The sequence below is a fragment of the Enterovirga sp. genome (genome assembly GCF_028290205.1).
GTDB lineage: Bacteria > Pseudomonadota > Alphaproteobacteria > Rhizobiales > Beijerinckiaceae > Enterovirga.
Map to the genome: position 1 here is coordinate 1 of NZ_JAQGKF010000006.1, position 17,918 is coordinate 17,918.

Below are 17,918 nucleotides of genomic sequence, written 5' to 3' on the forward strand. Positions count from 1 at the left end.
GGTGGTCGCCGCCCTAGAGAAGGGCGACGACGTTGTGGGCTCGGCGGCGATGCACGAGCACGTCGCCTCGGCCCTGTGGTTTGTGGTTATGATCGCGGAAATCCCCGAGGCGGCACAAGACGAAGACGTCCCCCGGCCAAGACAGCGGCCGGTGCTCAGCGAAGGTCGCGCGCGCCGAGGCTCGCGGGCCAAGACGAAGCGGCTCGGGTCGGCCGCGTAAGGATCGCGCACGGTCCGACCGCCGGTCTGGATCACGCCCGAGGCCGAGCAGGCCCTTTTTGACCTGTGGACCTGCAGCGGAGAGTGGCGTCAGGCTTCGCCGCCTCAAATTGCGGGGGCGCCGAAGAGCAGGCGGCGGTGCCCCGAATGGGCGCTGGATCATCAGGCGCGGAGGTGTGTATCCTTCGCCTCACCTGGCCGAAGGCGGTCCGGCTGCTGGTCGCGCCGCCCGACACAGCAACCCTGTTCTGGACCCGCAAACATGCTCCAGCTCGTGAGGGGCGCGACGTCGGTGGACCTGCCCGTAGCGTCTGCAACGACGTTGCAGCTTTTGCTTGACCTGCGCGGTGCCGAAGCGCCCCGCCTCGCCGATCCGGCGCCGGTCCTGGCCCGTGCCGAGGAGGTGGGCGCATGAGGCGGCGGGATGTCGTGGCGGTGCTCGCCGGCGGGGCGGCCTGGCCGCGTGCCGCTCAGGCCCAGAGCCGGGTGCGGCGGGTCGGCGTTTTGATGTCCTACCGGGAGGGGGACAGCGAGGGCGAGGTGCGGCTGGCGGCTTTCCGTGAGAGCCTGCGAGCCGCCGGGGCGGACGGCGGCAACGCGGGGCTCGAGGTGCGCTGGATGGCCGGCGACCCCGACCGCGCGACCTCCTACGCGCGGGAGATGGTGGCTCTCGCGCCGGACGTGATCCTGGTGAACGGAACCGCGGGCCTTGCCGCCCTGGTCCCGCTGACTGCCACGATCCCGATCGTCTTCGTGGTCGTCACGAACCCGGTCGGCGCCGGCTTCGTCACCAGTCTGGCCCGGCCAGGCGGCAACATCACCGGGTTCAGCACCTTCGAGCCGGAGATCGGCGGCAAGTGGCTTGAGACGCTGAAAGCGATCGCGCCCGGCGTCGTCCGCGCGGGAGTGCTGCACGACCCGGGTGCGCGCGGTTTCTCGGCCCTCTGGGAGCGGATCGAGGCCGTTGCACCCAGCTTCGGTATGCGGACTGTTCCCATCCATGCCCGAAGCCGGCCGGAGATCGAGGCTGGCATCGAGGCCTTCGTCGCCGGCGGCCCGGGGGCTCTGGTCGTGCTGCCCACGCCGGTCAACTCGGTTCAGCGCCAAACCATCTTTGCGCTCGCCGAGAGGCACCGGCTGCCCGCCATGTACCCGTTTGGCTTCCATGCCCGAGAGGGAGGCCTCGTGGCCTACGGCTTCGATGCGATCGAACTGTTTCGCCGGGCCGGCCCTTACGTCATGCGCATCCTGTCGGGGGAGAAGCCGGCGAACCTTCCTGTCCAGGCCCCGACAAAGTACGAACTCGTCGTTAACCTAAGGGCGGCCCGGGCCTTGGGCCTGACCATTCCGCCGGCGATCCTCGCCCGGGCGGACGACGTGATCGAATGAGTGTGGTCGGCACGGCGACGGGGCCGGCCCTGCCGGCCGAAGCGGCCCGCCCGTTGCCGGGGACGCGGCTGCGCATGCCGCTTGCCGCGAAACTCGCGGCGGCGCTGATCGGCCTCGTCACGCTCGTTCTCCTGGTGAACGGGGCGATCAACCTGTGGCTCAGCTACCAGGAGGCCAAGACCGCGGCCGTGAGCGTGCAGCAGGAGAAGGCGCACGCCGCAGCGGAGCGGATCGGCCAGTTCGTTGCCGAGATCGAAAACCAGATGGGCTGGACCACGCGGGCCGAGTGGCGGCGCGTCCCGCTCGAGCAGCAGCGGTACGATTTCATCCGGCTGCTCCGCCAGGCGCCCGCCATCACCGAGATCAGCTATCTCGACGCGGCCGGCAAGGAGCAGCTCAAGGTCTCCCGCCTCGAACCGGACGCCGTCGGCAGCCAGATCGACTTGTCCGGGGAGCCGAAATTCCTGCGCGCCATCGCCGAGAAGTCGTGGTTCGGCCCCGTCTACCTGCGGCGTGGCTCGGAGCCGTACATGACCATCGCGGTCGCGCATGCGGGCCGGAACCCGGGCGTGACGGTCGCCGAGGTGAACCTGAAGCTGATCTGGGACGTGATCACGGCCATCAGGATCGGCCAGAAGGGCTACGCCTTCGTGGTCAATTCACAGGGGCGGCTGATTGCCCATCCGGACCTCAGCCTGGTGCTTCGAGACACGGACCTGTCGCGCCTGCCACAGGTCGCGTCCGCGCTGGCGGGCGTGCCCGGGCAATCGAATGCGGCCGAGATCGTGGAGGCGCAGGACGGCGCCCGCGTGCTGAGCGCGCACGCGCCCATCGCACGCCTTCGCTGGCTGGTCTTCGTTCAGCTGCCCGTCAAAGAGGCGCTCGCGCCCGTCTACACCTCGCTCGCCCAGACGGCCGCGCTCCTCGGCCTGGGGCTCCTCCTGGCCAGCGTCGCCGGCACCTACCTGGCCCGCCGGATGGTTGTGCCGATCCGCCGCCTCCAGGACGGCGCCGAGCGACTGGGCGGCGGCGACCTCTCGGAGCGCATCACGATCCGGACGGGGGACGAGATCGAGACCCTGGCGGTTCGCTTCAACCAGATGGCCAGCCGGATCCAGGAGAGCCACGAGACCCTGGAAGCCAAGGTGGTGGAGCGGACGCGCGATCTGAACGAGACCCTGCAGCAGCAGACCGCAACTGCCGATGTCCTGAAGGTGATCAGCCGCTCGGCCTTCGACCTCGATGCCGTGTTCAAGACGGTGATCGAATCCGCCGCCCATCTGTGCGGATCGAACCGGGCTCTCATCTACCTGAAGGACGGCGAGGTGTTCCGGCCGGCGGCGGGGTTCGGCGTGTCGCCGGAGTTCTGGGCCGTGATGGAAAGCAATCCGATGCGGCCGGAGCGCGGCACCTTCGTCGGACGCACGATCCTGGAACGCGGTCCCATCCACGTGCCCGATGTCGACGCGGACCCGGAATTCACCTTCACGGAAGCGAGCCGCGTCGGCAGGTTCAAGTCGATCCTGTGCGTGCCGCTGCTGCGCGAAGGCGACCCCATCGGGGTCCTGGCGCTGTCCCGCCCCGCCGCCGGTCCCTTCACGGCCCGGCAGATTTCGCTCGTGACCACCTTTGCCGACCAAGCCGTGATCGCGATCGAGAATGCGCGCCTGTTTGACGAGGTGCAGGCGAGAACGGCGGAACTGAGCGAGTCCTTGCAGCAGCAGACCGCGACCGCCGACGTGCTGAAGGTCATCAGCCGCTCGGCCTTTAACCTCGACGTGGTGCTGACCACCCTGGTCGAATCCGCGGCGCGGCTCTGCGAGGCGGAGAAGGGCGTCATCTTCCTGAGGCAGGGTGGCCATTTCGGCCTCTGCGCCAATGTCGGCTTCTCGGCCGAATTTGAGACCTTCGCGCGTGCCAACCCTTTCCCGTTCGACCGGGGCAGCACGACCATGCGGGCGGCGGCATCGGGGGGCGCCGTGCAGGTCGTCGATGTCCTTGCTGACGAGAGCCGGAGTGCCTTGGCGCGCGAGTACCAGAGACTGGGCGGCTACCGGACCAACCTCGGCGTCCCTCTGATGCGCGAAGGCGAACCCATCGGCGTGTTCACCCTGACCCGGCAGGTGGTCAGGCCCTTCACGGAGCGGCAGATCGAACTTGTGCAGACCTTTGCCGACCAAGCCGTCATCGCGATCCAGAACGCACGGCTGTTCGAGGAGGTGAAGGAGCGGACCGCGGAGCTGCAGCAATCGCTGGACGACTTGCGCAAGGCGCAGGATCGGCTCGTCCAGTCCGAGAAGCTGGCGTCCCTGGGCCAGCTCACCGCCGGCATCGCGCACGAGATCAAGAACCCGCTGAATTTCGTGAACAACTTCTCCTTGCTGTCCGCCGACCTCATTGACGAGCTTCGTCAGGTTCTCGAGCCGGCCTCGCTGGACGAGCGGGCCCGTGAGGAGGTGGACGAGCTCACCGGCATGCTGAAAGGCAATCTCGAAAAGGTGGTCCAGCACGGCAAACGCGCCGACTCGATCGTCAAGAACATGCTGCTCCATTCGCGCGAGGGCGTCGGCGAGCACCGTCCTGTCGAGGTCAACGCCATCGTCGAGGAGAGCATGAATCTCGCCTATCACGGCGCCAGGGCCGAGAAGCCGAGCTTCAACGTCACGCTCCGCCGGGAGCTGGATCCTGCAACGGGCGAGGCGGACCTCTACCCGCAGGAAATCACCCGCGTTCTCCTGAACCTGTTCTCGAACAGCTTCTATGCCGCCACCAAGCGCAAGGCGGAACTGGACGGGGCCTTCGATCCGACTATCACGGCGACAACCCGCAACCTCGGGGACAGGGTCGAGATCCGGGTCCGGGACAACGGAACGGGCATTCCGGAGGACGTGAAGGCCAAGATGTTCAATCCGTTCTTCACGACCAAGCCGGCCGGCGAGGGAACCGGCCTCGGCCTGTCCCTGAGCCATGACATCGTGGTGAAGCAGCACGGGGGGACCATCGAGGTCGCGTCCAGCCCCGGCCAGTTCACCGAATTCACCATCACCCTGCCGCGTGCAGGCGCGGCCACAGCAGCAGCGAAGAGGGGCGCATGAGCGTTCTGATCCTGGTCGTCGACGACGAGCCCGACGTTGCGGATCTGTTCCGCCAGCAGTTCCGCCGGGAGCTTCGGTCCGGCCGCTTCGCGATGGATTTCGCCCATTCCGCGGCCGAGGCGCTCGAGCGCATCGCGGTGCCGGAGGGCACCAGCCTCATTCTGATGCTGTCCGACATCAACATGCCGGGCATGACCGGGCTCGAGCTCCTGCCCAGGGTGAAGGCGGCGCGTCCGGACGTGCCCGTGATCATGATCACGGCCTATGGCGACCCGGAAACCCGCCGGCGCGCGATCGAGGCGGGGGCGTCCGGCCTCCTAAGCAAGCCCATTGATTTCGCCGAGCTCCGCAGCGAGATCGACCGCCGCCTCGCAGAGATCGACCGGGCTGCATGACAGCGAAGATCCTGGTCGTCGATGACGAACCGGACCTCGAGGCCCTCGTCGTCCAGAAGTTCCGGCGTCAAATCCGTGAGGGCGGGGTCCGCTTTCTGTTCGCCCATGACGGCGTCGAGGCCCTGTCGACCCTGGCCGAGCATCGGGACATCGACATGGTCCTGTCCGACATCAACATGCCCCGCATGGACGGCCTGTCGCTGCTCGCCCGTTTGCAGGAGGCCGAGGACAAGCTCTCCACGGTGATCGTCTCGGCCTATGGCGACATGGCCAACATTCGAACCGCGATGAATCGTGGGGCCTTCGACTTCCTGACCAAGCCGATCGATTTCGCCGACCTCGAGGCCACCATCGCCAAGACCATCCGGCATGTTGAGATGCTGAAGGAGGCGCGGCGGCGGCAATCGGAGGCGGAGCGGGCCCATGCCAGCCTGTCGCGCTACTTCTCGCCCAATCTTGCCGAACGGCTCGCCGCTGACGGCTCCATTCTGGCGCTGGCCGGCCAGCGCCGGGAGGTCGCCTCCCTGTTCACCGACATCGCCGGTTTCACGACGCTGGTGGAACGCCTCGATCCGGCGCTGCTGGCCGAGATCCTGAACGAGTACCTGGCCGAGATGACGAACGTCGTATTCGCCCATGACGGCACGGTGGCCAAGATCGTCGGGGACGCCATCCATGTCCTGTTCGGGGCGCCCGGGGACCAGCCCGACCACGCCGACCGCGCGGTCGCCTGCGCGCTCGACCTCGATGCCTGCTCCGAAGCGTTTCGGATGCGCTGGGCCGAGCGCGGCGTCGCGGTCGGCGCCACCCGGATCGGCGTCAATGCCGGCCCGGCCATCGTCGGGAATTTCGGTGGCGGGCGCTTTTTCGACTACACGGCCTATGGCGACACCATCAACACGGCGGCCAGGCTGGAGGCGGCCAACAAGCAGCTCGGAACGCGGGTCTGCGTCAGCGCCACGGTCGCCGAGCGGGCGCAGGGCTTCCGGGGCCGCCCGGTGGGAGACGTCGTCCTGCGCGGCAAGACGGAGGCGCTGCGAGCCTTCGAGCCGCTCACCGAAGCTGCCTCCGACGACGCCGCGACCGCCCGATATCGCGAAGCCTTCAGCAAGCTCGAGGCCGCGGACGCGGGCGCCATGGCGGCCTTCGCGGCGGTGGTCGGCCAGAAGCCGGACGACCGCCTGGCAAGCTTTCACCTGAAGCGGCTGCTCAACGGCGGTGTGGGAACCCGGATCGAGCTGGCGTAAGCGGTTCGGGCGCGGGACCTCGCTCGGCCGGGGTGGGCGAGGGGACGGGACCACGTCGTTCGGGCGCACCGACGAGCCCCGCGCCCTCGAGGCAAGCAGGCCAGCCAAACGGCCGAGGGAACAGAATGAAGCGGCGATTTTTTCTGTCCGGCTTGGGGGCGGGCGCAGCCTTCTGGACCGCGCGGTCCGCGCCCGCCGCGGCAAATACGAGACCAGCGACCGTCGGATTTCTGGCGCTCGGCCGGCCCGATCCTGAGCCGTGGTTCTCCGGCGTGGAAGCCGCGCTCGAGGAGTTCGGCTATCGGCAGGGCAGCACGGTGCGCATCGAACGGCGCTCCGGCGGCGGTGACCACGAGCGGCTCAGGGACATGGCACTCGATCTGGTGCGGCTCAAGGTGGACGCGATCGTGGCGTTCCAGACCCCGGCCGCCTCGGCTGCCCGGGACGCGACCCCCACGATCCCGGTCATCATTTCGCGGGTCGGCGACCCGGTCGGCACCGGGCTCGTCGCGAGTCTGTCGCGCCCGGGCGGAAACCTGACCGGCATGTCGGCCGCCTCGCCGGGGCTCGCCGGCAAGCTGGTCGACATCGTCCGCGAATTGCTGCCCGAGGCGCGGCGGCTCGCGGTGCTGCTGAACGGAGCCGATCCCTATTCCAAGCCGCTGCGGGAGCACATCGAAAGCGGCGCGGCGCGCAACCGCCTCGAGGTTGTGGCGCGCCTGGCTCGGCCGGAGGACGATTTCGAGCCGGTGGTGCGGTCCCTGCGCGACGGCGGAGCCGAGGCGCTGTTCATCCAGCCGACCCTGGTCGGCAAGGGGCTGCTGGACGCCGCGCTGCGACACCGCCTGCCCACCTTCTCGAATTCCGGAGCCGCCCTCGGGGTGCTCGTGACCCTCGGGCCGAGCCGCAGCGAGCAGGACCGTGGCACGGCGGAGTACGTGGGCAAGGTTCTGCGCGGGCGTCAGCCCGCTGACCTCCCGGTCGCGCAGCCCACCGCGTTCGACTTCACGGTCAACAACGCCACCGCACAGGCGCTCGGCCTCGACATCCCGCCGCACCTGCTGGCCCGGGCCGACCAGCTCATCGACTGAGGTCGGGGGCGCTCCCGCGCCCCCTCTCCGCAGCCGAGGTTCAGGCCGGGAACGCCTTTTCGCGGGCCCGCACCAGAGCCACCACGGTCGCGTTCACCGGGGTCGGCACGCCGACCTCGGCCCCGACACGCGGCACCGAGCCGTTGATGACGTCGATCTCGGAGCGCCGCCCCGCCATGTGGTCGAGCAGCATCGACGGGCGCGCGTTCGGGATCTTCTCGCCAAAGGCCCGCACATAGGCGGAGGGGTCGTCGATATCGACCCTGATCCCCTTGGCCCTGGCAACCGCATGCGCCTCGGTGGCGCAGCCCGAGGCCACCTGCCAGGCGCCCGGATCGGCGAGCACCTCGCCAATGGTCAGTCCGGTCAAGGTGCAGGTGCCGCTGAAGGCGACATTGCAGATGAACTTCTCCCAGATGAGCTGGTGGATGTCCTCGAACAGGAGGACCCGGAAGCCGCCCTTGCGCCACAGCTCGGCGACGCCCTCGAGCCGGGGCGAGAGCCCGCCGTCGTATTCGCCGAGGCGCAGGAATTCCCAGCCGTTGTGATGGGCGTGGCCGGGCGCCCGCATCGAGGCCCCGAAGCCGCCGACCACCCCGATCAAGGTCCGGTGCTTGCCGACGATGGCGGCCACCCGCTCCGCTGAACCGAGCCCGTTCTGAATGGTGAGAACGAGGCCTTCGGGAGCCAGGATGCCGCGCGCCGCCTCGGCGGCCGCTTCCACGCCGCTGGCCTTGGTCGCGATGATGACGAGGTCGGCCGGACCGGCGTCCCGCGCGTCCGTGCTCGCCTGCAGCCGCGCCACCCGGTCGCCGCTGGCGCCGGAGACCCGCAGGCCGTCGCGGCGAATGGCCTCGATGTGGTCGGCCCAGCTGTCGACCGCCCAGACGTCGAGCCCGGCATCGGCCAAAAGCCCAGCATAGACGGAGCCCATGGCTCCGGTCCCGATCACCACGATACGCACCCGGGTTTCCTCCTTCGTCGCGTGTTGCCCGCCCGATTCGGCCGGGAGGTTTGGACGCGCCCGCCGCTTGTCCATGCGGTGGCGCGCGCTTCGATGCACGGTCTCGCCGAGACGAGCCGCGCATGAATGCTTGCAGGGGGTGGTCCACCTGGACCCCGAAACAGGGCTGATCGGCCCCGGCGCGAGTAGCGGTTGGGCGCGAGCCTTCCCTGCTTGAGGCGGGACGTCAACCCGACCTTGTGGCAACTTGCCGCGAGGGGACCGGTGGAGGAAGTTGCCTCGGGAGCCCCGGCCGGATGCGGGCTCGTCGGCAAATCGCTTGGAGGCCGAAGGCAGTGCCGTCGCGTTGGACAGGACGTCGGGAGCGCTTTCGGCGCGTGGTGGGCGGCGGCCGCTGTGTCTACCCAGGTTCTGTTTACGACCCGATCTCGGCCCGCATCGCGGCGGATCTCGGCTTCGAGGTCGGCATGTTCGCGGGCTCCATCGCCTCCATGGCCGTGCTCGGTGCCCCCGATCTCATCGTTCTCACCCTCACGGAATTTGCAGACCAGGCCCGGCGCATCGGGCGGGGCGCCGACCTGCCGCTGATGGTCGACGCCGACCACGGCTACGGCAACGCCCTCAACGTGATGCGGACGGTCGAGGAGCTCGAGGCCGCCGGGGTGGCCGGGCTCTCGATCGAGGATACGGACCTGCCGCGGCCCTATGCGAGCCAGGGCGCTCAGCGCCTGCTCTCCGTCGAGGAGGGGGCCGGAAAGATGAGGGCCGCCGTGGCGGCCCGCCACGACCCTGACCTCGTGCTCGCGGGCCGCACCAGCGCGGTCGAGATCACGGGGGTGGACGACGCGGTCCAGCGCGCACGCGCCTATGAGGCGGCTGGAGTCGACGCGATCTTCCTGGTCGGCGTGAAGACGCGCGATCAGCTCGATGCCATCGCGCCGAAGCTGAGCCTGCCGCTCATTCTCGGCAGCGTGGGGCCGGCCTTGATGGACCTCGATTACCTCACCGCCCGCAACGTCCGCCTGTGCCTGCAGGGCCACCAGCCGTTCCAGGCAGCCGTGCAGGCGACCTACGCGACGCTGAAGGCCCTCCGGGACGGCACCGAGCCCGGCCGACTGGACGGGCTCGCGTCGGCCGAGCTGATGCGAAAGGCCACCCGAGCGGACGAATACGAGAGCTGGACCCGCACCTTCCTGGAGACATGAACGGGCGCTCGGCCCAAGCTGAATCGGAGCCGAGCTCACAAATGGTGCGGCGCCCGGAGAAACGCGTGTAAGCTGACGGACCATGATCCAACCGAAGAGTTGGACAACTGGAGGAAACCATCCGTGTCTGCGGAGGTGACGGCGCTGTCTGCGCCGCAAACAAGGACAAGGCCCGGTGTGAACTGGCGCAAGGCGGGTTCATGGCTCTGGAGCGGGACCCTGCTCCTGATCCTGGCCTTCCTGGTCATCTACCCGATCGCCGTTCTGCTGCTCGGTGCCCTGACCAACGCCAACCCTGTGGTCGAAGGCTTTCGCGGCTTCGATCTCTCGATCACGAATTTCACGGACGTCCTGGCCAATCCGAACGTTCACTTGGCGCTGGCGAACTCCCTCCTGGTCTGCGCCGGCGGCACGGCCGTCGCGGTCCTGATCGGCCTCACCTTCTCCTGGGTCGTGGTCAGGACGGACACGCCCTGGAAGGGCCTCATCGCGGCGACCAGCATGCTGCCGCTGTTCGTGCCGCCCCTGGTGGCCGGGGTGGCCTGGGCCATTCTCGCCTCGCCCAAGACCGGGCTCATCAACACGTTCATGGCCGCGATGGGCCTGTCCTGGCGCATCGACGTCTACAGCATGACCGGCATGATCATCGTGTTCGGCATGTACTACGCGCCGTATATCTACATGTTCACGGCGTCTGCGCTGCGAAACATGGATCCGGCGCTGGAGGAGGCGGCCGAGATTTCCGGCGCGGGCTCGCTGCGAACCCTGATGACGGTCACGTTTCCCCTGATCGCTCCGGCCATCCTGTCCGGGACCCTCCTGTCGTTCGTGGTCATGCTCGGGATCTACGGCATCCCGGCCGTGCTCGGCACGCCCGGCAACATCCCGGTGCTGACCACCTACATCTTCAAGCTGACCGCCTGGTCGCCGCCTCTCTATGCGACCGCCGCCGCGGTTTCAGTGCTCCTGATGGTGGTCACCGGCGCCCTGGTCTGGTTGCAGCAATGGCTGCTCTCCGGGCGCAGCTACACGACGGTGGCCGGCAAGGCGTTCCGGCCGCGGTCGCTCCGGCTCGGGCCCTGGCGCTTTCTCACCCTGGGCCTCGCGCTGCTCTATCTGCTGGTTGTCGTCGTGCTGCCGACCCTTGCGCTCGTCGTGGCGGCATTCCGGAAGTTCCTCTTCATCCGTGATCTGCCGGCCCTGTTCGACGGCCGGCAATACGGGCTGCAGCATTTCGAGCGGCTGTTTGCGAACCCGCTCGCCCTGCGGTCCATCGCCAACACCATGGAGGTGGGGCTGATCACGGCCGTGATCGGTGGCGTGCTCGCCTTCGCACTCGGCTACACCATCCACCGCACCACGGTGGTCGGGCGGCGGGCGCTCGACATCATCTCGACCCTGCCGGTCGCGATCCCGGGCCTCGTCATCGGCGTCGCCTACCTGTGGGCCTGGATCGGCCTGCCGGGCGGCCTCTACGGCACGATCTGGATCCTGGCGCTCGCCTTCATCGCGCGTTTTCTGCCCGACACCATCAAAGCGCTCTCGACCTCGATGCTGCAGATCCACCGCGAGCTCGAGGAGGCGTCCTGGATTTGCGGGCGAGGGCTCCTCGGCACGCTCCGGTCGATCGTGCTGCCGCTCGCCCGCCCGGGCGTGATCGCCGCCATGACGCTGCTGTTCATCCTGGCGATCCGGGAGCTCGGCTCGTCGCTGTTCCTCTACACCAGCCAGACGATGGTCATGGCCGTGCTGCTGCTCGACTACTACGAGGGCGGCAATCTCGGCATCACGGCCGCGTTCAGCCTGGTTCAGACCGTGCTGCTCGGGGTGCTCATCAGCCTCGCGCACCTCGCCTCGCGCAGCGCGGCGGCCCCGGCCGACGTGGGCATCGGGCGGGCCGGATAACAACAACGGACACCACAAGGGAGAGCTCGGACATGGCACCATTGGGCATGTTTCGCCATCTGGCCAAAGCTGCGGTCGCATTCACCGTGGCGGTCTCGGCGGCGACGGGGGCCGCGCAGGCGCAGGAGCCGAATTTCGGACCGCCCGAGCTGATCGAGGCGGCCCGGAAGGAGGGCCGCATGGTCTTCTACACGGCGGGCTTCACCGAGGTTGAGCAGGAGGTCATCGCCGCCTTCAACAAGCGGTTCCCGTTCGTGAAGGTCGAGATGGTGCGCGCCTCGGGCGGCCAGCTGATCACCCGCATCAAGACCGAGGCCGCAGCCGGCAAGCTCATTGCCGACGTGATCGACCATTCCGATCGCGGGCTGATGCTGGAGATGGCGGATCTGTTCCAGGACTATGCGCCGCCGAACGCCGCCGATTACCTGCCGGATTCGCACCCCTCCCCGAAGATCTGGCCGCGCATCACCCTCGGCTGGGTGATCGCCTACAACGACGCGCTGGTGAAAGACCCGCCCAAGACGTGGATGGACCTCACCAAGCCGGAATACGGCAACGCCCAAATCGGCCAGGTGATCGCGCCCTCGGGCGGCACGACGTGGACCCGCACCATGTTCGAACGCCAGGTGCTGGGCGAGGATTACTGGCAGAAGCAGGCCGCCACTAAGCCGCGGCTTTATCCGTCGGGCGCACCGCTGGCCGACGCCTTGGTGCGGGGCGAGGTGACGATCGCACCGTCGCTCTACAACATCGTCTATTCCAAGAAGCGCGACGGAGCCCCGATCGGAATCGTCTTCCCGCCCGAGGGCATTCCGGTGAACCCCTATGCGGACGCGATCCCGAAGACGGCGGCCAACCCGAACGCCGCGAAGCTGTTCCTGAACTGGTGCCTGTCCGAGGAAGGCCAGGCGTTCATGATCAAGCAGTTCGGGAACCTGACCTCGCTGAAGAAGCCCCCGATCCTGCCGGAGGGGTTCGATCCCAAGGTCGCCAAGGTCTGGCTGCCTGAGTTCAGCCAGTACGAGAAGCTGCGGAACACCTGGGTCGAGGATTGGAACAAGATCTACGGCTATCGGCAGTAGACGCGCGCCTGGGACACGGGTTCAGGCAGACAGGAAGAGGCGAGGATGTCGACGGAATTGCGGGTTGAGCACCTGCGGAAGGTGTTCGCGACGGGCAAGCCTGCCGTCGACGACGTCAGCTTCCGGATCGAGGCTGGGGAGATCGTCGTTCTGCTCGGGCCTTCGGGCTGCGGCAAGACGACGACCTTGCGGTGCGTGGCCGGGTTGGAACACCCGACCGCGGGCTCCATCTCGATCGGCGGCCGTGTCGTCTCCGCGCCGGAACAGGGCATCCTGGTCTCGCCGCGGCAGCGCAATGTCGGGATGGTGTTCCAGTCCTATGCGGTCTGGCCGCACATGACCGTGCGCCAGAACGTGGCCTACCCGCTGCGGCACCGGAAGGTGTCGCGCGGCGAGATGGACCGAAAGGTCGGCGGGGCTCTCGAGCTGGTCGGCCTGTCGGATTACGCCGAGCGGCCGGTGGTGGCCCTCTCCGGCGGGCAGATGCAGCGCGTCGCGCTGGCGCGCAGCATCGTCTACGAGCCGCAATTGCTGCTGCTGGACGAGCCCCTCAGCAATCTGGACGCCAAGCTCCGCCTTCGGCTTCGGGACGATCTCCGGCGCATCATCAAGGAGACCGGCGTGACGGCGCTCTACGTCACGCACGACCAGGCCGAAGCCGTGGTGCTGGGCGACCGCATCGGCGTGATGCGCGACGGCAAGCTGCTGCAGCTTGCCACGCCGCACGAGATCTACAATCGGCCGGCCGATATGTTCGTGGCGAATTTCACCGGCGCCTCGAACCTGCTCTCCGGCCGCACCGTCGGGCAGGACGGCGCCTTTGGCATCGTCGAGGTCGCGACTGGCGAGCGCATGTCCGTCGTGCTGCCGGCCGGGATGGGTCCCGGCAGCCCCGTCAAGATCGCCGTCCGGCCGGAAAACATCCGGCTCGGGGCAGGGCTGGAGGGAACGCCGAACCGGTTCCGGGCCCGCGTGGCCGCTCAGCACTATCATGGCCTGCAGACCGTGTACGACCTCGCGGTGCTCGGCGGTCGACTCGAAGCGATCGAACTCGGAACGGACCTTCGCAACGTGGTCGGCAGCGAGATCGAGGTCGAACTGCCGCCTGCCCTGTGCTGGGCCTACCCGGGCGGCGAGGAGCCGCTCGGGGGCGCCGCCAGTGCCGCGGCTGAAACGCTGGCCTAGCTCGGGCCTGCCCGCCGCGCGGTGATCCGCTCCATCGAGGCCAGCACGCGCTGCGCCTGGTACACGAACGGGTAGTCGATGAACTGCCCGTCGAGCAGGATGGAAGCGGAGCCTTCCGCTTCCGCCTTCTCGAAGGCCGCCACGACGGCGCGCGCCCGGACGACCTGGGCGTCCGTGGGCGTAAAGGCGGCATTCGCCGCGGTGACCTGGTCCGGGTGGATGCAAAGCTTGCCCTGGAAGCCGAGCCGCCGCACACGGGCCGCCGACAGGGCAAAGCCTTCCTTGTCCTGCATGTCGACCCAGACCGTGTCGATCGGAGCTTCCAGGTTCGCGGCCCGTGACGCCACCGCAATGGCGCTTCGGACGGGCATGAATTCGAGCTCGTCCCGCTCCCAGGCGAGGTTCATGTCGAGCGTATAGTCGCCGGCCCCGAAGGCGAGGCGGCGCACGCGCGTTCCGGAGCGGGCGATGGACCCGACCTCGGACACGCCCTTCGCGGTCTCGATGATCGGCATGATGTCGATGCCACCGGTGGGCAGTCCCTGCTCGCGCTCGATCTGGCTGACCAGCCACTCCACGGTCCGCAACTCGTCGGCGGCTTCGATCTTGGGCACCACGATGCCGTCCACGCCCGCCCGGACAACCGAGATCAGGTCGCCGTAGCCGAATTCGGTGGTGATCGGGTTCACCCGGACATAGCCCAGCCCCGCCCGCGGCTTGCTCAGCGCCTCCACCACCACGGCCCGGGTGGCGATCTTCTCGGAGACCGGGCACGCATCCTCAAGATCCAGAATGACCACGTCGGCATCGAGCGTGAGCGCCTTCTCGACGCGTCGTGGGTGATTGCCCGGCGCGAAAAGAAAGGAGCGGAACACCGCCATCGCAGATCTCCTTGCAGCCGCGAAACGCGGTTGTGCGACATGCCGTAGCGATTACTGTCGGGCAAGCAACACCAGACGAGCGGGGGGACATTGATGCAGACCAGCGAACCAGAGGGCGCCCCGGATGGAGGCGCGCTCTCCGGCCTGCGTGTGCTCGACATCGGCACCTTCATCGCCGCGCCCTTTGCCGCGACGCTCATGGGCGAGTTCGGGGCCGAGGTGATCAAGGTCGAGCTGCCCAAGGTCGGCGACCATGCCCGCCGGCTCGGCACGCCGACAGAGGTCGGCGACACGCTCGTTTGGCTGTCCGAGGCTCGCAACAAGAAGTCGGTCACCATCGACCTCCGCAAGGCGGAGGGCGCCGGGCTTCTGAAATCGCTCGCCGCGGTCAGCGACGTCGTCTGCGAAAACTTCCAGGCCGGCACGCTCGAGCGCTGGGGGCTCGGCTGGGACGACCTTCGGGCCGTGAATCCGAAGCTCATCCTCCTGCGGATCTCGGGCTACGGCCAGACAGGCCCCTATGCGAGCCGGCCGTGCTTCGGGCGGATCGCCAATGCCTTCGGGGGCATCTCCTTCCTGTCCGGGGAGCCTGACCGGCCGCCGGCCCAGCCCGGTTCGGCGACGCTGTCGGACTACATGGCCGGGCTGTTCGGGGCCTTTGCCGTGCAGATGGCGCTGCGGGCCCGCGACCGGACGGGCCGGGGGCAGGTCATCGACATCGCGCTCTACGAGGGCATCTTCCGCATTCTCGACGAGGTCGCGCCGGCCTTCCAGAGAAACGGCTTCGTGCGCCGTCGGGAGGGGCCCGAGACGCCGCTCGTCGTGCCGCACAGCCACTATCCGACCGGCGACGGGCGCTGGGTCGCCATCGCGTGCACCAATGACCGCATCTTTGGCCGTCTCGCCGAGGTGATGGGGCGGGCCGACATGATCGGGGACGAGCGTTTTTCCACCAACGCGGCCCGCATCGCGCGTCGGGGCGAGGTCAACGGCATCGTGGCCGATTGGACCTCGGGAATGACCCGCGACGAGGCGCTCGCACGCTGCGCCGAGGCGGAGGTGCCGTGCGGCCCGGTCTACGCGATCGACGAGATCTTCGAGGACCCCCACTACCGGGCACGCGGCAACATTCTTTATGTCGACGACCCCCGGGTGGGCCGCATCGCGGTTCCGAACGTGGTGCCGCGGCTGGAGGGCACGCCGGGACAGGTCCGTTGGCTGGGGCCGGCGCTCGGCGCGCATACCGACGAGGTGCTGTCGGGGGCCTTGGGCCTGGATGCGGAGCACATCGCGGCCCTCAGGAGAGACAACGTCATCTAGCGAAGGCGGGGCCGGGAACCCGTGCAAGCCTGGCCAACCCGCCGTTTGGTTCAGGCCCCAGGGCGCTTTGTGCTCAACCGAACCCGGCCGCGCCTCGCGGGAACGACCTGCGAGGCGCCCTGTTGGAGGGCCACACAACACGGGAAGCCCGATGACAACTCGATCCATTCTGCCGCTCGTGGCAGCTGCCACCCTCCTGTCGGCCTCGGCGAGCTTGGCGCAGGTTCCGAACAGCGGCCCCTCCACGTCCCAGAAGGCCGGAGCGGAGGCGACCGGGGGCGCTCAGGGCGGTCGCGGCGGTGCAGGCGTCCAGACGGGCGTCACGGGCACCACGTCCCAGACCGGCGTGTCGGGGTCCTCGTCCGTTCGCGTCACTCCGAATGGCGGGCCGTCGACCTCCCAGAAGGCAGGCAGCGAGGAAACCGGCGGCGCCCAGGGCGGACCGCGGGCCGCGCCGAAGCGCTAAGACGAACCCGGCGCCGGGATCCCCGGCGCCGCCTTCTCCGCGGTCTCGGGCGCTGGCCGAAGCCGCGCCCGAGCAGCGGCACGGCGCCCGGCCGCCCGTCAGGGCACGGCCACGACCCGCCCCGTCTCGGTCAGGTCGCCGCAACGGTGGATCGCCGTCATGTGGGGCACGTTGTCCAGCTTCCAGTCGTACCAGTAGCGCGCCTGCAGGCGCCCGGCTTCGGCGTAGCGGGCGAAATCCTGCAAGTAGGAGCGCGCGGCCGCAGCCCGTTCGCTGTCCCCGGTGGCCGGGCAAACCGGCGGCAGCGGGATGCCCCATTCCGTCAGCCAGCACGGCTTGCCCTCCGGGCTCCCGGCCGGTGCGCATTCCGGAAACACCTCCACGGCGAGGTGCCGCCTGCGCTCGTCCACACCCGCTCCGGGCCCCACATACGTGTGCACGCCGTAGGCATCGACCAGCTGGTCGAGACCGCGGGCGCGCAGGTAGCGGATGGTCGCCCGCAGGTCGATCGCGTCCAGGGGGGAGCCTGGGGTGGGGTTGGTGGGCGAGGTCGCGACCAGCCCTGCCAGGATGATCGGCGTGCGGCGGTTCAGCCGGGAGGCGTCGCGCAGCTCCTTCACGACCTCCACGGAGCGCAGATAGCGGTCGAGCCCGGCCGCCAGCCGCTGCCCCTGCGGATCCTCCGCCAGATCCTTGAGATCGAAGATGCGGCCCCGCCCGGGTAGCGCGAAATCGCCGTTGAAGGGCGGCCAGTTGATCTCGTTGCCGACCTCGATCCCGTCCAGCTCGATCCCCGAGCGCTCGAACTCGGCCAGAACCAGGCCGAAGCGGAGCCGCATGAGCTCCGGTCTCGCCAGGCTCATGGGCGGCTCGGGCCAATCCGCTCCCGAGCCGGGCAGGGCGGGCCGCCGCGGAACGTCATCGGCGAATTGCGGGGGCATGTTGGCGAGGGTGCGGATGCCGAGCTTCCAGGCCCGGCGGACGAAATCGATGCTGTTCTGGAATCCGCTGTCCGGCGTGGACACGATCGGCACGCGCATGGAGCGCACGCCGGCCTTGTGCATGTCGCGCAGCATGGCGTCCTGCTGTTCGCGCGTCTGCCAATGCGGATTGTCCACATGGACGCCGACTACTGACGGGGCCGCCAAGGAGGGCTCGACGGGGCCGGCTGCCAGAAGCAGCGCGCTGACGAAGAGGCTCAGGCTGAGGCTGAGGGTCCGGTGCATGGCGTCGCTCGCGGTTGAAGCGGCCGTTGTCTGGCGCCAGGTCGGCCTTGTGGCAACGAGCGGCGGCGCCGCACCCGGCTGCGGCCGCTTTCAGGTCAATTCGGCGAAGAGGATGCCGTCCCCGGACGCGCGCACGAATTGCAGGAAATCGGCGATCCCCTCCGTCAGCAGGGTGATGTGCCCGGTCATGAGGTCGGCCGCGAGCTTGCCGTCGCTCGCCAGGATCGCCCGCATGATGTCGGCGTGTT

Annotated in this window: 15 protein-coding genes; 12 read left to right on the top strand and 3 right to left on the bottom strand. The window is 68.8% G+C overall.

The genetic code is table 11. The features are described from left to right. From JWR86_RS00405 to JWR86_RS00430, 6 genes are all read left to right on the top strand, one after another. Window positions 1-220: hypothetical protein (locus JWR86_RS00405; protein ID WP_299559131.1), on the top strand; the 220-nt coding region annotated here is incomplete at its 5' end. Window positions 221-630: 410 nt separating this feature from the next. Next, complete coding sequence (locus tag JWR86_RS00410) at window positions 631-1,608, top strand: ABC transporter substrate-binding protein (protein ID WP_299559134.1); 978 nt, start codon at window positions 631-633, stop codon at window positions 1,606-1,608. A gap of 74 nt (window positions 1,609-1,682) precedes the next feature. Next, window positions 1,683-4,703: a GAF domain-containing protein gene (locus JWR86_RS00415; protein ID WP_299559174.1), complete on the top strand. Its 3,021-nt coding sequence runs from the start codon at window positions 1,683-1,685 to the stop codon at window positions 4,701-4,703. After that, a complete protein-coding gene (locus JWR86_RS00420) occupies window positions 4,700-5,098 on the top strand; it encodes a response regulator (protein WP_299559137.1) in 399 nt (132 codons plus the stop codon). Before JWR86_RS00415 ends, JWR86_RS00420 begins: the two co-directional genes overlap by 4 nt. Continuing rightward, the gene (locus JWR86_RS00425) at window positions 5,095-6,345 is read left to right on the top strand and encodes an adenylate/guanylate cyclase domain-containing protein (RefSeq protein WP_299559140.1); all 1,251 of its coding nucleotides are present in this window, start codon (window positions 5,095-5,097) and stop codon (window positions 6,343-6,345) included. Before JWR86_RS00420 ends, JWR86_RS00425 begins: the two co-directional genes overlap by 4 nt. Before the next feature lie 125 nt (window positions 6,346-6,470). Further along, window positions 6,471-7,436 (top strand): ABC transporter substrate-binding protein, encoded by a 966-nt coding sequence (locus tag JWR86_RS00430; protein WP_299559143.1) that lies wholly within the window; start codon window positions 6,471-6,473, stop codon window positions 7,434-7,436. Window positions 7,437-7,476: 40 nt separating this feature from the next. On the opposite strand, the gene JWR86_RS00435 is transcribed toward JWR86_RS00430, so the two are convergent. Beyond that, window positions 7,477-8,400, bottom strand: coding sequence for a 2-dehydropantoate 2-reductase (locus tag JWR86_RS00435; protein ID WP_299559146.1), 924 nt, complete (start codon window positions 8,398-8,400; stop codon window positions 7,477-7,479). A 335-nt stretch (window positions 8,401-8,735) separates the two neighbouring features. On the opposite strand from JWR86_RS00435, the gene JWR86_RS00440 reads away from it, so the two are divergent. The 4 genes from JWR86_RS00440 (at window position 8,736) to JWR86_RS00455 (ending at window position 13,777) form a co-directional block, all read left to right on the top strand. Further along, complete coding sequence (locus JWR86_RS00440; RefSeq protein ID WP_299559149.1) at window positions 8,736-9,605, top strand: isocitrate lyase/PEP mutase family protein; 870 nt, start codon at window positions 8,736-8,738, stop codon at window positions 9,603-9,605. 177 nt (window positions 9,606-9,782) lie between these two features. Next, a complete protein-coding gene (locus JWR86_RS00445) occupies window positions 9,783-11,510 on the top strand; it encodes an iron ABC transporter permease (RefSeq protein WP_299559152.1) in 1,728 nt (575 codons plus the stop codon). Window positions 11,511-11,542: 32 nt separating this feature from the next. After that, on the top strand, window positions 11,543-12,592 hold the full coding sequence (locus JWR86_RS00450; protein ID WP_299559156.1) for an extracellular solute-binding protein: 1,050 nt from the start codon (window positions 11,543-11,545) through the stop codon (window positions 12,590-12,592). 45 nt (window positions 12,593-12,637) lie between these two features. Continuing rightward, complete coding sequence (locus JWR86_RS00455; RefSeq protein WP_299559159.1) at window positions 12,638-13,777, top strand: ABC transporter ATP-binding protein; 1,140 nt, start codon at window positions 12,638-12,640, stop codon at window positions 13,775-13,777. Here JWR86_RS00455 and JWR86_RS00460 read toward each other — a convergent pair. Then, complete coding sequence (locus tag JWR86_RS00460; RefSeq protein WP_299559162.1) at window positions 13,774-14,658, bottom strand: CoA ester lyase; 885 nt, start codon at window positions 14,656-14,658, stop codon at window positions 13,774-13,776. The two genes, JWR86_RS00455 and JWR86_RS00460, sit on opposite strands and share 4 nt — an antisense overlap. Before the next feature lie 93 nt (window positions 14,659-14,751). Here JWR86_RS00460 and JWR86_RS00465 point away from each other — a divergent pair, with 93 nt between their 5' ends. Then, the gene (locus tag JWR86_RS00465; RefSeq protein WP_299559165.1) at window positions 14,752-15,978 is read left to right on the top strand and encodes a CoA transferase; all 1,227 of its coding nucleotides are present in this window, start codon (window positions 14,752-14,754) and stop codon (window positions 15,976-15,978) included. Window positions 15,979-16,129: 151 nt separating this feature from the next. Continuing rightward, window positions 16,130-16,444, top strand: coding sequence for a hypothetical protein (locus JWR86_RS00470; RefSeq protein WP_299559168.1), 315 nt, complete (start codon window positions 16,130-16,132; stop codon window positions 16,442-16,444). A 98-nt stretch (window positions 16,445-16,542) separates the two neighbouring features. On the opposite strand, the gene JWR86_RS00475 is transcribed toward JWR86_RS00470, so the two are convergent. Continuing rightward, window positions 16,543-17,670: a hypothetical protein gene (locus tag JWR86_RS00475; protein WP_299559171.1), complete on the bottom strand. Its 1,128-nt coding sequence runs from the start codon at window positions 17,668-17,670 to the stop codon at window positions 16,543-16,545. Window positions 17,671-17,918: the final 248 nt, after the last annotated feature.

Bases quoted from the DNA above. Each gene is read 5' to 3' on its own strand.
- JWR86_RS00470 (WP_299559168.1), top strand. From the start codon at position 16,130: ATGACAACTCGATCCATTCTGCCGCTCGTGGCAGCTGCCACCCTCCTG.
- JWR86_RS00465 (WP_299559165.1), top strand. From the start codon at position 14,752: ATGCAGACCAGCGAACCAGAGGGCGCCCCGGATGGAGGCGCGCTCTCC.
- JWR86_RS00455 (WP_299559159.1), top strand. From the start codon at position 12,638: ATGTCGACGGAATTGCGGGTTGAGCACCTGCGGAAGGTGTTCGCGACG.
- JWR86_RS00450 (WP_299559156.1), top strand. From the start codon at position 11,543: ATGGCACCATTGGGCATGTTTCGCCATCTGGCCAAAGCTGCGGTCGCA.
- JWR86_RS00415 (WP_299559174.1), top strand. From the start codon at position 1,683: ATGCCGCTTGCCGCGAAACTCGCGGCGGCGCTGATCGGCCTCGTCACG.
- JWR86_RS00420 (WP_299559137.1), top strand. From the start codon at position 4,700: ATGAGCGTTCTGATCCTGGTCGTCGACGACGAGCCCGACGTTGCGGAT.
- JWR86_RS00410 (WP_299559134.1), top strand. From the start codon at position 631: ATGAGGCGGCGGGATGTCGTGGCGGTGCTCGCCGGCGGGGCGGCCTGG.
- JWR86_RS00425 (WP_299559140.1), top strand. From the start codon at position 5,095: ATGACAGCGAAGATCCTGGTCGTCGATGACGAACCGGACCTCGAGGCC.
- JWR86_RS00475 (WP_299559171.1), bottom strand. From the start codon at position 17,670: ATGCACCGGACCCTCAGCCTCAGCCTGAGCCTCTTCGTCAGCGCGCTG.
- JWR86_RS00430 (WP_299559143.1), top strand. From the start codon at position 6,471: ATGAAGCGGCGATTTTTTCTGTCCGGCTTGGGGGCGGGCGCAGCCTTC.
- JWR86_RS00460 (WP_299559162.1), bottom strand. From the start codon at position 14,658: ATGGCGGTGTTCCGCTCCTTTCTTTTCGCGCCGGGCAATCACCCACGA.